Here is a 14,046-nt window from a genome sequence, read left to right on the forward strand (position 1 = left end):
TCAGTGACGGTGCTGGCGGGTGACGCCGGCATCGAATTGCGCGACCACCTGCTGCCAGCCGGCTGCGATCAGCGCCTGGTCAGTGAGGTCGGAGGGGGCGGCCAGGTGTGTGCCGCGGTTGAGCCAGATATCCGGCTCGCTGCCCTGCACGCGCATCAGCAGTGAACCGCTGGTGGTCGGGGTCTGGCTCAGCCCCAAGTAGGCCGAATTCGCCAACAACTGCCAGCGATGGTCGCCGCGGCTGACCGAACTGGCGTCCTGGGCAAACGGCGCGAAGCCTTCTTCGGCCAGTTGCTCGGGGGTGGGCAGGGCGCTTTGCTCCTGCTGCAGCAAGTGTATTTCATCCAGCGTGACCCGCAGGTCGGCGTAGATGCCTTGTTCGGCGGCGCTCAGGTCGCGACGGGCATCCAGTTGATGGCGGGGCAGCGCCGCGACTGCTTGGGTTTCACCGTGCAGCGCCACCACGGTTCCCGCCACCGCGAGGATGATCAGGCACAGCAGCAGGACGTAGAGGGTTTCGTGGCCGGCACCGGCGGGGCGAACAACCTGTGTCGTACTCATTGAGGCTGGATATCCGCTTGGTCGATTTCCACCACGTGACCGGGGCCTGCATCAAACAGCACGTAGAACTCGGCGGACGGCTTCTTGAAGGTCAGGGTGGAGTCCTGGCCGAGCTTGCCGGGCACCAGGATGGTTTCGTCATAGCCGATCACATCCAGTGTCACGCCGGGGGCACCGCTGCCGTCGGAGAAACCGCCTTTGCACTGGATCTGCTCGCCGGGGATTTCCTTGCATTCGCACATCGGGTTGTGGGCAAGGACGGTGGTACTGAAAGCGGCGCACAGCAACAGCGCGGCGCGGGACAGGCGCTTGAACGTCATGGTTTGACTCCTTGCTTGTTCAGCCAGGCAATGGTGGCAGGCGAGGCCTGGCTCAGCGGGATGGAACCCTGGTGCATGGTGCCGTCCCAGCCTTCCATGGTGACCCACAGTTCGGCATCGACGGGGGTACGTTCCGGCACGGGCAGGCCGGCACCCATGCGGTACGGGGTGCCGAAGAAGATCACCCCGGCGGCGCGCAGGCTGCGCGGCTTGCCGATGCGCAGGTAGGTGGCCTTGACCTGGTCGGCGCAGGTGGCGCAGAGGGCGGCGTTGAAGAACTTCATCGGGCCGGCCGGGTCGGGGCGTGGGCCTTCGTTGCGGAATTCGGCCAGCGTGAGGCTCCAGGGTCCGACCTGTACGTCGCCGGCCACCCGCTCGCCGATGCCGGTGTCGCCGCGAAACAGCGCGGCATCGGCGAAGTACTTGGGCATGAAACCCAGCGGTACCAGCAACAGCAGGACATTGATGTGAAAACGCCATTTCAGCCAGAAGGCCCGCAACGGTGAAGGCGGGGTAGCGTTGGCGGACTTGCTCATGGGTTGGCCTCCGAGGTTTCAGCCTGCATGGCCGGAGTGGGTGCCGGCGCACGTTGTGTCTTGGCTTCGCGCTTGAGAGCGTTGAGGGTGGCCAGGGCCGTGCGCTTGGTCCAGATCAACAGGCCGCTCAAGACCATCATGCTCAGCACCAGGCCGAAGAACGCCCAGATCAGCTTGATCCAGAGGCCACCGAAGTCGCCGGTGTGCAGGGGGCGCATGGACTCGGTGACGAACTCCAGCTTGGTGCGGTCGGACAGCAGGTGCGACGAGGCGATTTCGCCGTCATACGGGTTGATCTGAGCGGTCTGGAACATCAGCGGGTACCAGCCCCGCCCGCCGATTTGCAGGTGGCTGTAGGCATTGAGCGGCAGGCTCACGAAACTCGCCTCCAGCCCCGGGATACGTTGGGTGGCGATCGCGATCGCCTCATCCACCGGAATCATCGGCGCAGGCACGCCGGGGGCTGAGGTTGGGACTTTTTCGCGGGCGATCACCGGGACGATGGGCTCGCTGGAGATGGAGATCTGGTTGTCACCCAGGATTGCCTGGATCAGGAACCAAGTGCCAGTGATGGAAATCACCGCAATAAACCAGATCGACCAGATACCGCTCAGGCGGTGGAAGTCGCCCCAGAAAATCCGCGCGCCGTGGCGGATACGCAGGGTCGGCTTGAAAAAGCCTTTCCAGAAGCGCTTGTACACCACCAGGCCGGTGACCAGTGAGGCCAGCAACGGCAAGCCGAGCAGCGACACCAGGTACCAGCCCCAGCTGAAGCCATTGGTAAACGGCACCAGCCACCAGCCGTGCAGGGCGCGGGTGAACTGACGGAAGTTGAACGACGGGCTGATGCCTTGGATCGCCCCGGTGTACGGATTGACGTAGACCTCTACCGAGCGCCCGTCCGGGTAGCTGAGGTCGACACTCAGGGCAAAGTGCGATTCATCCGGACGACTGAGAGACTGCACGATGACCTGGGGTTCGGCCCGCTTGATGGCGCTGATCACCTGGTCGTAGCTCAGCGGCTCGGCATCATCCGACGGCTTGCTCGCACGGATGTCCGGATTGGCCAGCCACACGATTTCCTGGCTGACCACCGCCAGGGTGCCGGTGACGCAGACAATCAGTACAAAGAACCAGATGGGCAAGGCCAGCCAGCTATGGACGAGAAACCAGAGTTTTGAGCGTGACTTCTTCGACATGTGAAAGAGGGTCTTGATCAGGAGAGGGCGAGGGAGGCCCGGAAAAGGCCAGTCGTAGCTTTTGCTGACGCGACAGGCTGTATCTAAGTTAAGACGGATGAGAATGAGAAATCCCCAAGGTGGATATGAAAGAAAATGTTTCAGGTTCATATCCAGCGGGTTTTTACGGCGTGGGGGTATTCATGAAGTGGGGTAGGAGCCGGCGAACCGGCCCCGGTGCTCAGCCTTGCTTGAACATTTCCATGGCGCGCTGACGGATCTGTTCTTCGCTGAGGTCTTCCTTGCGGGTGGCGAGGTACCAAAGGTGACCGTATGGATCCTTCACGCTGCCCGAACGGTCGCCATAGAATCGGTCCTCCGGTTCGGACACCACGCTGGCGCCCGCTGCGACGGCTTGTTTGAACTGTGCGTCTACGTCGTTCACGTACAGATGCAAGGCGACACTGGTGCTTTCAGCCGGATTGCTCAGGGACATCTGATCGCAGGGCGTGCCCAGCATGATCGCCGAGTCACCAATGCGCAGCTCGGCATGGCCGACCCTGCCATTGGGCATGTCCAGGCGCATGATTTGGGTGGCGCCGAAGGCCTTTTTGTAAAACTCGATAGCCTCTGAGGCTTTGTCGATGCCCATATAGGGCGTGACACTGTGATAACCCTCGGGAATGGGTTTAACGCTCATTTCGTTCTTCTTGATTGTGGTTGTGGAGGCACGGCCTCTTCACTATAGGCCATGCCCATCAAGGGCTCCGAGGGCCCCGACAAGGGGGCGTTCAGCCGGGCTCCAGCAATTGCGCCCCCGGCCCGCGCCCACCGAGCTGGTCATCCGGGTTGCGCAACGGGCACGCGTCCAGCGACAAGCATCCACACCCAATACAGCCGGTGAGTTTGTCCCGCAGCAGCATCAGCTTATGGATGCGCTCATCGAGGTCTTCCCGCCACAGCGCGGACAACCGCTCCCAATCCTGAGCGTTGGGCGTGCGTCCTTCCGGCAACGTCTGCAACGCCTCGCCAATCGTTGCCAGTGGAATTCCCAGGCGTTGGGCGATCTTGATCACCACCACCCGGCGCAGTACATCCCGTGGATAGCGTCGTTGATTGCCGGCATTGCGATGACTCTTGATCAGCCCCTTGGTTTCGTAGAAGTGCAGGGCCGTAACAGCTACACCGCTACGGGCTGCCAGTTGGCCGACGGTGAGCTCTTTGGTAACCATGAATACTCCAATTAAGCGCTTGACCTTGACTTAACTAGAGGTTTTACCCTGCGTGGTATCGAATCACAAGATTCTGCCTACAGAGAAAGGAGAGTGTTCATGCCGGTATCAGAGAAGAATCGCAGTTTCACTCAACTGATCGAGTTTCACATCGAGCCCCAGCAACAAGTGGCGCTGGTGGCGGCCTTGTCCACCCAAAGTGAACGCCTGGCACAGGGCCATGGCGGCTTTATCAATGCGAGCGTGCAGGTCAGCGAAGACGGGCGGCGGGTGCTCAATTACCTGCAATGGCGCTCCCGCGAGGACGGCGAAGCGGCGTTCCAATGCTTTGAGCACGGCGAGGAAGATTTCTGGACGCTGATTCGCGCCCACCAGGCCACGGCCGTGACCTTTGGTTCGTTCCAGGTGCTGCGCAGTTTCGAGCGCAGCCATGACAACGCGTTGCACTGCCGCCTAAATGGATAGGTGCAGCATGCGCTCGCCCTGCAGGTTTTCTCCAGGGCGACGCTTGTTCACCGCCAACTCGCCGATCTTGATCAGGCGTGTGCGCGTGACGTTGCGGCTCAGGCCCAGCAAGTTGGCGGTGTGCACCTGGTTGTAATGGCTGAAGCGGTAGGCGGCGCGCAATAGCGCGTCTTCAACCTTTTCGTGCAGGGCGCCGGCCTGTTCTTCGAAGAGCTTTTGAAACGCGCGCTCCAGCAAGGCCTCGGCGCTGTTGTCGGTGCCGTGCTGGCTGTCGTCCTGGCGCTCGATGCGCATGTTCGACAGGCGCAGGTCGTCGCGTTCGATCACGCCGTTACGGCAGATCAGCAGGGTGTGGTGAATCACGTTTTCCAATTCGCGGATATTGCCCGGCCAGCTGTAGCTCTTTAGCTTGTGTTCGGCCTCGCGGCTGATGGTGATCGGGCCGTAGCCCAGGCGCTGGCTGTAGGCTTCGATAAAATGCCGGGTCAGCGGCAGGATATCGCCGGGGCGCTCGCGCAGCGGGCTGAGTTCCAGGCTGACGACGTCGAGGCGATAGTAGAGGTCTTCGCGGAAATGCCCGGCGTTGATGGCCTTTTCCAGTTGCACGTTGGTGGCGGCCAGTACGCGCACATCGATCGGAATGCTCTTACGCGAGCCCAGGCGCACCACTTCGCGCTCCTGTAGGACGCGCAGCAGCTTGACCTGGATGGGCATCGGCAAATCGCCGATTTCATCGAGGAACAAGGTGCCACCATCGGCCTCTTCGAACCAGCCGGCCTTGGCGCTGAGGGCGCCGGTAAACGCGCCTTTTTCATGGCCGAACAACTCGGCTTCCACCAGGGATTCGGAGAACGCCCCGCAGTTCACCGCCACGAACGGCCGGTTGCGCCGCGCGCTGAGGTTGTGGATGTGGCGCGCCACCAGCTCTTTACCGGTACCGGTCTCGCCGATGATCAGCACGCTGGCTTCGCTGGGCGCCACTTGCTGGATATGGTCGAGCAGCGCCTTGGATTTCGGGTCTTCGAAGACCTGGGCCGTGGCGCGGATCGACGTCGCAAGGGCGGGCGAGGGCGGTAAGGTTAGAAGCTGCATGGGCACCTCTTTTTATGAGTAGAACGTCGGAATCGGCAGGGATTGGTTCAACGCCCAGTCCCCCAGCTCGTGGAGTTTGTAGTCGACCGGGTCGTGCAGGGTTTGCGTGCGCAGGTTGCGCCAATGGCGGTCCAGGCGCAGTGACGCGTGGGTGGAGCGTGCACCGGTGACTTCAAACAGGCGGCTGCACAGGTCCAGGCCTTGGCGGGTGGCGGCGACCTTGGCGGTCGCAATGGCAATCGCCAGTTGACCGCGTTCGTTTTCGCTGAGGTTGGGGCCTTTTGCCCACGCCTGGTCGAGCAGCTCGGCAGCGCGTTCCACCAACAGGCGCACACCCTCCAGGGCCACCCAGAATTCGCCGTAGTGATGCAGCACGTAAGGGTCCTGGCGCACGTCTTCGGCCGAGGACTTGTGCCAGGAACGGGTTTCGGTGAGCGTGTAGTTGCGCGCTTCTTCGAAGGCGCCTTCGGCGATGCCGAGGAACATATGGGTGAAGGTCAACTGGGCGATCAGCGGGCGCAGGCAGGCAAAAGGCGTGCTCAGCGGGCCCGGGTCGAGCAGCAATTCCGACTCCTCGACGCGCACCCGTTCGAAGCTGGCGCTGCCGCTGTCGGTCTGGCGCTGGCCGATATTGTTCCAGTCGTTGTGCAGAGTGATGCCACTGCGCCCGCTGGGGATGGCGGCGATCAGCAGCTTGCCGCCGGCGCTTTCATCCACCGCCGAGGCAATCAGCATTTCCGAGTCGCTGGCGCCGGAGCAGAAGCTCTTCTTGCCGGAGAACTCGCGCCAGCCGCCGAAGTCCTTGACCACGGTGCGTGTGTCCAATGGGTTGAGGGCGTTGCCCCAGAACCAGTTTTTGCGCGCGGTCTGTTCGAACCAGGGTTGCCATTGGTCCGGCCGCGAGAACAGGCGCACGGTGGCCAGCATCAGGTGGTGGAAGCCGAAGACGTGGGCAATGGAGCTGTCGACCTTGGCGAACTCGCGCACGATGGCCAGGGTGTCACTCCAGCGGGCGCCGAGGCCGCCATATTGGGTGGGAATGCTCAGGGCCAGCAGGCCGCTTTGGCGCAGGGCGTCACGTTCGGTCTTGGGGGTGCCACCGCGCTCGTCGCGTTCGACGGCGGTGAGGGCGAATTCGGCGGCCAGCAGTCTGGCGGTCTGCAACGGTGATGGCAGGACGCTGTGGGGTTTGGCTGTCACGGGGTTTCCTCTTTATAAGCGGGAACGACCAATGCCGCTCCCGCCGCTGCGCCGATCAGGCCTTGGCTGGCAGAACATCGTTGGCAATCATTTCGCCGAACGGGCCAGTGAGGTTGGTGATGCCGCGTCCGGCCAGGCTGGCATAGGGTTCCGGCAGCAGCGGGAACACCAGCTCGGCAAAGCGATAGGCTTCTTCCAGGTGCGGGTAGCCGGAGAAGATGAAGCTTTCGATGCCCAGGTCGGCGTATTCCTTGATGCGTTCGGCCACTTGCCGGGGGTTGCCCACCAGCGCGGTACCGGCACCGCCGCGTACCAGGCCGACACCGGCCCATAGGTTGGGGGCGATTTCCAGGTTGTCGCGGCGCCCGTCATGCAGGGCGGCCATGCGGCGCTGGCCTTCGGAGTCGAAGCGCGAGAAGGATTTTTGTGCGGCGGCAATGGTTTCGTCGCTGATGTGCTCGATCAGCTTGTCGGCGGCTTTCCACGCGTCCTCTTCGGTCTCGCGCACGATCACGTGCAGACGAATGCCGAACTTCACCGTACGCCCGTGGCGGGCAGCGCGTTCACGCACATCCGCGAGTTTTTCGGCGACGGCGGCGGGCGGTTCGCCCCAGGTCAGGTACACATCCACCTGTTCGGCGGCGAGGTCGTGGGCGGCATCCGAGGAACCGCCGAAATACAACGGTGGATAAGGCTTTTGCACCGGTGGGTAAAGCGCCTTGGCGTTCTGTACGCGCAGGTGTTTGCCTTCGAAGTCCACTGATTCGCCCTGCAATACGCGGCGCCAAATTTGCAGGAATTCGTCGGAGACTTCGTAGCGTTCGCTGTGGTCGAGGAAGCTGCCGTCGCCGCGGTTCTCGTCGGGATCACCGCCGGTGACCACATTGATCAGCAAGCGACCGTTGGACAGGCGATCCAGGGTCGCCGCCATGCGCGCAGAAACGGTCGGCGAGATGATGCCCGGGCGAATCGCCACCAGGTAACGCAGGCGCTCGGTCAGCGGCACCAACGCCGAGGCGATGACCCAGGAGTCTTCGCACGAGCGGCCGGTAGGAATCAACACGCCGTGGTAACCCAGGCTGTCAGCCGCCTGCGCGACTTGCTTCAGATAATTGAGGGTGACCGGCCGTGCACCTTGGGTGGTGCCCAGGTAATGACCGTCGCCATGTGTTGGCAGAAACCAGAAAACATCCATGACCAATCCTTAAGCGATTTTCAGCAGAGAGGGGGAGTGCGCTGCAAACAACGGCGCTGCGCGTTCTGCCGCAAGGCGTATACGGCCCTTCAAGGGCTCACTGGTTATTTGGTAATCGGTGAAGTCGGCCTCGGTGGCGTACACCCCGATCGGCAGGGTCAGGGCCTGGAAGAAGCTGAACAGCGGCCGCAGTTGGTGATCGAGAACCAGCGCGTGGCGCTCGCTGCCGCCGGTGGCTGCGAGTAATACCGGTGTGTCGATCAGGGCGTTGAGGCCAACCAGGTCAAACAGATGCTTGAGCAGGCCAGGGTAGGAACCGCGATAGACCGGTGCGGCGACGATCAGCAGGTCGGCCTGTTCGATGGCCACCAGTTGGGCTTCGACCTCGGCGGGCAACTCATCCCGTGACAGCGCACCACCGAGTGGCCGGGCAATGTCGCCCAGCTCGATCAGGGTGGTCTGGATCGGCAGCAAGGTCGCCAATTCAGCCAGTACGGCTTGGGTCAGCACGAGGGTCCGGGACGGGCGCCAGGTTCCGCCGGAGAGGGCAACGACATTCAGGGGACGGGTCATGAACAGTTCCTTTATCAACAGTGGTTCATAGCAGGTGGAGTGCAACCTGTTGAGCAAGAGCTGTACCAACGGGGGCAGGCCTTGATTGGCGTGGGTTGCAGGTTCACTGCTGAAAAATGCTGCTGTTGTCTGACTGGTGATTTGTTGAATGGCTGTTGCCTGGCAAACAGTTGCGTGGCGAACAGTGCAGTTGCGGTGCAAGTCCTTTATAGAACGTTGCATTTATTCCGTAAATGAACGTATTTCCATATTTATAGATCATAAGGAAATATAAGGGGGGGGTGGCTATCGAGGGGGCGTTGGCGGTTGATAGCGACTATCACGGACGGTGATTTTTCCCTCTGTGAGGTCGGGAGTAGCCTGTGTTCATTGACTCGAAACCTTCTTTCCAGGGCTACCTCCATGAACCGATTTCTTGCTGTTTGCTTAGTGATTGTCAGCGCCGTACTCGCCGGGTGTGCGAACCATCCATCGCCGGAATTGCGTCCCTACACGGCCGAAGAGAGCAAGCAACTGGCCCTGGAAGCGCTGAGCCGTCGTGGCTTGTCGTTTGATGAATATCAACAGCAGCGCGCCGCACTGACCGGCCAGCCACAGAAGCCGTTCGGATTTGATCGCCAGGGCGAAATGAACGCCGAGCGCAACGTGGTTTTGCATGGTCGTCCCAGTTGAATTGGCACTGCGCAGCAAAAAGCCCGAGGCTTCCCTTGAAGGAACCTCGGGCTTTTTGTTTGCCATGGCACGACTTCAGCCTGTTAAGCTGAATTTCAGGAGCGTTCCTACGCACATTTACTTAAAGTTGTCCTTCTTTAATGGCATTCGATCCGGTAAACCTGACGACCTCTGTTCCGGCCGATGCCCCTGAGACGCTGCTCTCGGGAACCTGCTCTGCGAGTCTTGACTGTCATGAATAAACGTCCGCTGTATTTCGACTACGCCGCTACCACCCCGGTGGACGAACGCGTCATCCAGGTGATGGTCGAGTGTCTGGGCTTCAATGCCAATTTCGGTAACCCCGCGTCCAGTTCCCATGCGTTCGGCCAGGCGGCCCGGCAAACGGTTGAACAGGCGCGTCGCCAGGTGGCCGAACTGGTCGGCGCAGAGCCTGAACAGATCGTCTGGACCTCCGGCGCTACTGAGTCCAATAACCTCGCGATCAAGGGCGTTGCCCAGGCGCGTGGCGTGGCGGGCGGGCATATCATCACCAGCCAGATTGAACACAAGGCCACGCTGGACACCGCGCGACAGCTTCAGGAAGCCGGTGTGGCCGTGACTTACCTGGTGCCGGACGCCGACGGATTGATCAGCGCCGAGGCCGTCAGCGAAGCATTGCGTGAAGATACCTTTCTGGTATCGCTGATGCTGGTGAATAACGAACTGGGCACCCTCAATGACATCCCCGCCATCGGCGCGCGCGTGCGTGAGCATGGCGCGTTGTTGCATGTCGACGCGGCGCAGGGCGCGGGCAAGGTGGCGATCGACCTGGCGCAGTGGCCGGTGGATTTGATGTCGTTTTCCGCGCACAAGCTGTATGGCCCCAAGGGGATTGGCGCGCTGTATGTCGGCCCTCGGGCGCAACAGAAAGTGTCGGCACAGATTCATGGTGGCGGCCACGAGGGGGGCTTGCGCTCCGGTACCCTGGCTACCCATCAGATTGCGGGCATGGGCGCGGCGTTCGCTCTGGCGGCGGCGTCTTTTGCGCAGGAGAAGGCTGTCATTATGACCTTGCGTCAGCGCCTGCTGGAGCAGTTGGATACACTCGGTGGCGTGCGCCTCAATGGCAGCCCTGCGCAGCGCATTCCTCACACCCTCAGCCTTACGTTCAGCGAAGGTGAATTCGACGCTGCTGCGTTGAGCGCGGGCATCGCCTTTTCGGCGACCTCGGCATGCAACTCCGCCAGCAACGCGCCTTCCCACGTGCTGCTTGCGTTGGGCCTTGACGCACGTTCTGCCGGCCGCACCATACGTTTGAGCCTGGGCCGGTTTACCACCGAGCAGGACATCGACCAGGCCGTGCAATTGATCAAGGCCGCACTGGCCAGTGCACCGGCGTTCTGGGCCGTCTGATTTTCACATAACAATTATTAGTGGTTAGCAGGAGACACAATGAGTACGCAGCCCTTGACCCATGGAACGGTTCCCCAGCGCCTGGCGCACACCCGCGAACTGATGCGCCGCGAGGGCATTCACGCCCTGCTGGTGCCGTCGGCTGATCCGCATTTGTCCGAATACCTGCCGGGTTACTGGCAGGGGCGCCAATGGTTGTCGGGGTTCCATGGTTCGGTAGGCACGCTGATTGTCACTGCGGATTTCGCCGGTGTCTGGGCCGACAGCCGTTACTGGGAACAGGCGACCAAGGAGCTCAAGGGCAGTGGCATTGAATTGGTCAAGCTGCAACCGGGCCAACCCGGGCCGCTGGAGTGGCTGGCTGAGCAGACGCCGGAAGGCGGTGTGGTGGCGGTGGACGGTGCGGTGATGGCTGTCGCGTCGTCGCGCACCTTGGGCGCGAGGCTGGCAGAGCGCGGCGCGCGCCTGCGGACTGATATCGACGTACTCGATGTGGTTTGGAAAGACCGTCCGAGCCTGCCGAGCCAGCCGATCTATCAGCATCTGCCACCGCAAGCGACCGTGAGCCGTGGCGATAAACTTGCTGCGCTGCGCGCCAGTTTGAAGGAGAAGGGCGCCGACTGGCACTTCATCGCCACCCTGGATGACATCGCCTGGCTGTTCAACCTGCGTGGCGGCGATGTTTCGTTTAATCCGGTGTTTGTGTCGTTTGCGTTGATCAATCAACAACAGGCCACGTTGTTTGTGGCGCTGAGTAAAGTCGACGCGGACCTGCGCGCGGTGCTTGCGCAGGATGGTGTGACGTTGCGCGACTACAGCGACGTGGCGGATGCACTGCATGCGGTGCCATCGGGCGCCAGCATGCAGGTTGACCCGGCCCGCGTTACTGCCGGTCTGCTGGAAAACCTGAATGCCGGCGTCAAGCTGATCGAAGGGCTGAACCCGACCACGCTGGCCAAATCCCGCAAAAGCCTGGCGGACGCGGAGCACATCCGCCGCGCCATGGAACAGGACGGCGCGGCGCTGTGCGAATTCTTCGCCTGGCTGGACAGTGCACTCGGACGTGAACGCATCACTGAATTGACCATCGATGAACACCTGACGGCTGCGCGCACCCGTCGCCCCGATTATGTGTCGCTGAGTTTCAATACCATCGCAGCGTTCAATGCCAATGGGGCCATGCCGCATTACCACGCCACCGAAGAAGAGCATGCGGTGATCGAAGGCGATGGCTTGCTGCTGATCGACTCGGGTGGCCAGTATTTGGGCGGCACTACGGATATCACGCGGATGGTGCCTATCGGTACGCCGAGCGACGAACAGAAACGTGACTGCACCCGTGTGCTGAAGGGCGTGATTGCACTGTCACGTGCGCATTTCCCCAAAGGCATTCTATCGCCGCTGCTGGATTCCATTGCCCGTGCGCCGATCTGGGCCGAAGGCGTGGACTACGGCCACGGTACCGGGCACGGCGTAGGGTATTTCCTCAATGTGCATGAAGGCCCACAAGTGATCGCCTACCAGGCCGCCACTGCGCCGCAAACCGCGATGCAGCCAGGGATGATCACCTCCATCGAGCCGGGCACCTACCGCCCTGGCCGCTGGGGTGTGCGTATCGAGAACCTGGTATTGAACCGCGAGGCAGGCAAGACCGAGTTTGGTGAGTTCCTCTCGTTTGAAACCCTGACCTTGTGCCCGATCGACACCCGTTGCCTGGAGCCGTCGCTGCTCACCGCGGATGAGCGCGAGTGGTTCAATGCGTACCATGCCGAGGTGCGTGAACGCCTGAGCCCGCTGCTCAGCGGTGCTGCGTTGGAGTGGTTGCAGGTGCGCACGACGGCTATTTGACCGGGTGCAAAAATCAGGAGCTGCAATAATTCAGTTGCAGCGCCGCGAAGGGACGGCGTTATATCAGGCATGTGTATGAGCAGTCGCTGGTGACTGCTCGGAGGAGATCACTTGCAGATGACGATCATGCTGCGGCTGGTATAGCCGGCAGGGTTTAGGCCGAAGGGATAGTCCCCTGGTTCCTCGGAATTGTCACCGGACTTGGCGATAACCCGGTAGCCTTTGGCGCCACAAGAGTTGGTTGCACTGGTGTAGCACTGGTCCCAGGAAGAAGACAGGCCGGAACAGTTGATATGCAGCCCTTTTTTGCCGCGTTTTACTTCTGTCTTGGTAGTCGCGGCACAGCCAGCAATAGCCACGACCATTAACAGTATCAAAATTCGCTTCATTCCCATCCTTATATAGCCACTTCACAATGCTCGAAGTCGGCTCTACTCGCTCTCGAGTGTAGCGTTCGTGCTGTCCTTGTCGAAAAACTCCATGAATGACATTCGTTTGCAGTTTAAACATGGCCTAAATACGCAGCAAATACCAGAGCAACTTTCACTGATGATTCAATCCGCCGGAACCAGCGGCTTGGAGTCATTGCGCATCGTCAGTGTCGCGCCTACCGAGGCCATGATAATGCAACTTATGGCCAGCCATTGCGGTAGGGATAGGTGCTCCTGCAGGAAGAAAAGTCCTGAGAGTGCACCGAAAGCAGGCTCGATGCTCATCAGTGTTCCGAAGGTGCGGGCGGGGAGGCGTGTCAGCGCTACCATCTCCAGGGTGTAGGGAAGTGCCGTTGACAGGATCGCGACACCGATGGCGACCGGAATCAATGCCGGGGTCAGTAATGCGGTGCCGGCATGGACGATACCGATGGGCGCCACAAAAAGGGCTGCGATCATTACGCCGAGGGCGGCGGTCTGGACGCCGTTGTCGTTGCCTGCTTTCTGTCCGAACAGAATGTAGAGTGCCCAGCAAGCCCCCGCCCCCAAAGCATAGGTCGCGCCGACCAGGTCGATTCCGCTGCTGGCTTCCCCCATGGGAATCAATAGGAGCAGGCCGATGATCGCGAGTGCTATCCACAGGAAGTCTACCGCTCGGCGCGACGCGTAGATCGCGACGGCGAGTGGTCCGGTGAATTCAAGGGCTACGGCAATGCCCAAGGGAACGCTGCGCAAGGACATATAGAAGAGGAAATTCATGCCGCCCAAGGCCATGCCGTAAACAACCACTGTACGCAGGGATTTTGCGGTCAGCCTGGCGCGCCATGGTCGCAGGATGAGCAACATGATTACGCTGGCGAAGATCAGGCGCAGGGTTGTGGTGCCCTGGGCGCCGACAATCGGGAACATGCTCTTGGCCAGTGAGGCTCCGGACTGGATGGAGGCCATGGCGATCAACAGCAGGCCGACAGGAAACAATGCCGAGGCCAAGCTGCGGGGGGAGGTGGTCATTGGGGCGTTCGTCCGAGGTCATATTCGAGAATCAGGGGCTGCTATGATGCTTAATCGTTCGGCTTTGAGCAATATATTGCTCAATTCGACAGCGAGACCTTCTCTATATAGAGGGATTTGAAGGTTGGCAGGCACTTTGATAGAAAAACCAAATTAAGTGTTGACGGCAGATCCTGGAAGTCTATAATTCGCCCCACTTCCGGCGCAGTCGAAACGTAAAACTCCTTGGTAAACAACGAGTTATGCAGAATAAGACAGCGGATTGCTTCAGTTCATCGAAGCCCAGAAGGCGTTGGTAGAGTCGTGTTGTTTGGCGCTATTAACGATTCGATCTTCT

General features: G+C 60.9%; 16 protein-coding genes. 4 read left to right on the top strand and 12 right to left on the bottom strand.

Annotated elements, in window-relative coordinates; genetic code table 11:
* The 6 genes from B9N88_RS25395 to soxR form a co-directional block, all read right to left on the bottom strand.
* Positions 1-561, bottom strand: a complete 561-nt coding sequence (locus B9N88_RS25395) for a DUF6162 family protein (RefSeq protein WP_027607124.1) — start codon at positions 559-561, stop codon at positions 1-3.
* On the bottom strand, positions 558-881 hold the full coding sequence (locus B9N88_RS25400; RefSeq protein WP_027607125.1) for a hypothetical protein: 324 nt from the start codon (positions 879-881) through the stop codon (positions 558-560). Before B9N88_RS25400 ends, B9N88_RS25395 begins: the two co-directional genes overlap by 4 nt.
* On the bottom strand, positions 878-1,417 hold the full coding sequence (locus B9N88_RS25405; protein ID WP_027607126.1) for a hypothetical protein: 540 nt from the start codon (positions 1,415-1,417) through the stop codon (positions 878-880). The genes B9N88_RS25400 and B9N88_RS25405 overlap by 4 nt, the downstream gene beginning before the upstream one ends.
* The gene (locus B9N88_RS25410; RefSeq protein WP_027607127.1) at positions 1,414-2,616 is read right to left on the bottom strand and encodes a PepSY-associated TM helix domain-containing protein; all 1,203 of its coding nucleotides are present in this window, start codon (positions 2,614-2,616) and stop codon (positions 1,414-1,416) included. Before B9N88_RS25410 ends, B9N88_RS25405 begins: the two co-directional genes overlap by 4 nt.
* 220 nt (positions 2,617-2,836) lie before the next feature.
* Positions 2,837-3,295, bottom strand: coding sequence for a VOC family protein (locus B9N88_RS25415; RefSeq protein ID WP_027607128.1), 459 nt, complete (start codon positions 3,293-3,295; stop codon positions 2,837-2,839).
* 91 nt (positions 3,296-3,386) lie between these two features.
* Complete coding sequence (soxR, locus tag B9N88_RS25420) at positions 3,387-3,827, bottom strand: redox-sensitive transcriptional activator SoxR (RefSeq protein WP_027607129.1); 441 nt, start codon at positions 3,825-3,827, stop codon at positions 3,387-3,389.
* A gap of 99 nt (positions 3,828-3,926) precedes the next feature.
* Here soxR and B9N88_RS25425 point away from each other — a divergent pair, with 99 nt between their 5' ends.
* Positions 3,927-4,292, top strand: a complete 366-nt coding sequence (locus tag B9N88_RS25425; RefSeq protein WP_027607130.1) for an antibiotic biosynthesis monooxygenase — start codon at positions 3,927-3,929, stop codon at positions 4,290-4,292.
* Here B9N88_RS25425 and B9N88_RS25430 read toward each other — a convergent pair.
* Genes B9N88_RS25430 through msuE form a run of 4 tightly spaced genes read right to left on the bottom strand, consistent with a single transcriptional unit; the run spans position 4,281 to position 8,352 of the window.
* Complete coding sequence (locus tag B9N88_RS25430; RefSeq protein ID WP_027607131.1) at positions 4,281-5,384, bottom strand: sigma-54 interaction domain-containing protein; 1,104 nt, start codon at positions 5,382-5,384, stop codon at positions 4,281-4,283. The two genes, B9N88_RS25425 and B9N88_RS25430, sit on opposite strands and share 12 nt — an antisense overlap.
* A 12-nt stretch (positions 5,385-5,396) precedes the next feature.
* Positions 5,397-6,584 (bottom strand): acyl-CoA dehydrogenase family protein, encoded by a 1,188-nt coding sequence (locus B9N88_RS25435; protein ID WP_027607132.1) that lies wholly within the window; start codon positions 6,582-6,584, stop codon positions 5,397-5,399.
* A 55-nt stretch (positions 6,585-6,639) separates the two neighbouring features.
* Positions 6,640-7,779, bottom strand: a complete 1,140-nt coding sequence (gene ssuD, locus B9N88_RS25440; protein WP_027607133.1) for an FMNH2-dependent alkanesulfonate monooxygenase — start codon at positions 7,777-7,779, stop codon at positions 6,640-6,642.
* A 9-nt stretch (positions 7,780-7,788) separates the two neighbouring features.
* Entirely contained in the window at positions 7,789-8,352 is a 564-nt protein-coding gene (gene msuE, locus B9N88_RS25445) for an FMN reductase (RefSeq protein ID WP_027607134.1), read from the bottom strand.
* Between the two features lie 402 nt (positions 8,353-8,754).
* On the opposite strand from msuE, the gene B9N88_RS25450 reads away from it, so the two are divergent.
* From B9N88_RS25450 to B9N88_RS25460, 3 genes are all read left to right on the top strand, one after another.
* Positions 8,755-9,024: a hypothetical protein gene (locus B9N88_RS25450; RefSeq protein WP_027607135.1), complete on the top strand. Its 270-nt coding sequence runs from the start codon at positions 8,755-8,757 to the stop codon at positions 9,022-9,024.
* A gap of 234 nt (positions 9,025-9,258) precedes the next feature.
* The gene (locus tag B9N88_RS25455) at positions 9,259-10,419 is read left to right on the top strand and encodes a cysteine desulfurase family protein (RefSeq protein WP_027607136.1); all 1,161 of its coding nucleotides are present in this window, start codon (positions 9,259-9,261) and stop codon (positions 10,417-10,419) included.
* 39 nt (positions 10,420-10,458) lie between these two features.
* On the top strand, positions 10,459-12,267 hold the full coding sequence (locus tag B9N88_RS25460) for an aminopeptidase P family protein (protein WP_027607137.1): 1,809 nt from the start codon (positions 10,459-10,461) through the stop codon (positions 12,265-12,267).
* Positions 12,268-12,374: 107 nt separating this feature from the next.
* Here B9N88_RS25460 and B9N88_RS25465 read toward each other — a convergent pair whose 3' ends face one another.
* Positions 12,375-12,656 (bottom strand): hypothetical protein, encoded by a 282-nt coding sequence (locus tag B9N88_RS25465; RefSeq protein ID WP_027607138.1) that lies wholly within the window; start codon positions 12,654-12,656, stop codon positions 12,375-12,377.
* A gap of 165 nt (positions 12,657-12,821) precedes the next feature.
* Positions 12,822-13,709: a threonine/homoserine exporter RhtA gene (gene rhtA, locus B9N88_RS25470; protein ID WP_027607139.1), complete on the bottom strand. Its 888-nt coding sequence runs from the start codon at positions 13,707-13,709 to the stop codon at positions 12,822-12,824.
* Between the last annotated feature and the right edge of the window lie 337 nt (positions 13,710-14,046).

This window comes from Pseudomonas sp. LAMO17WK12:I1, from assembly GCF_900177315.1.
GTDB lineage: Bacteria > Pseudomonadota > Gammaproteobacteria > Pseudomonadales > Pseudomonadaceae > Aquipseudomonas > Aquipseudomonas marginalis.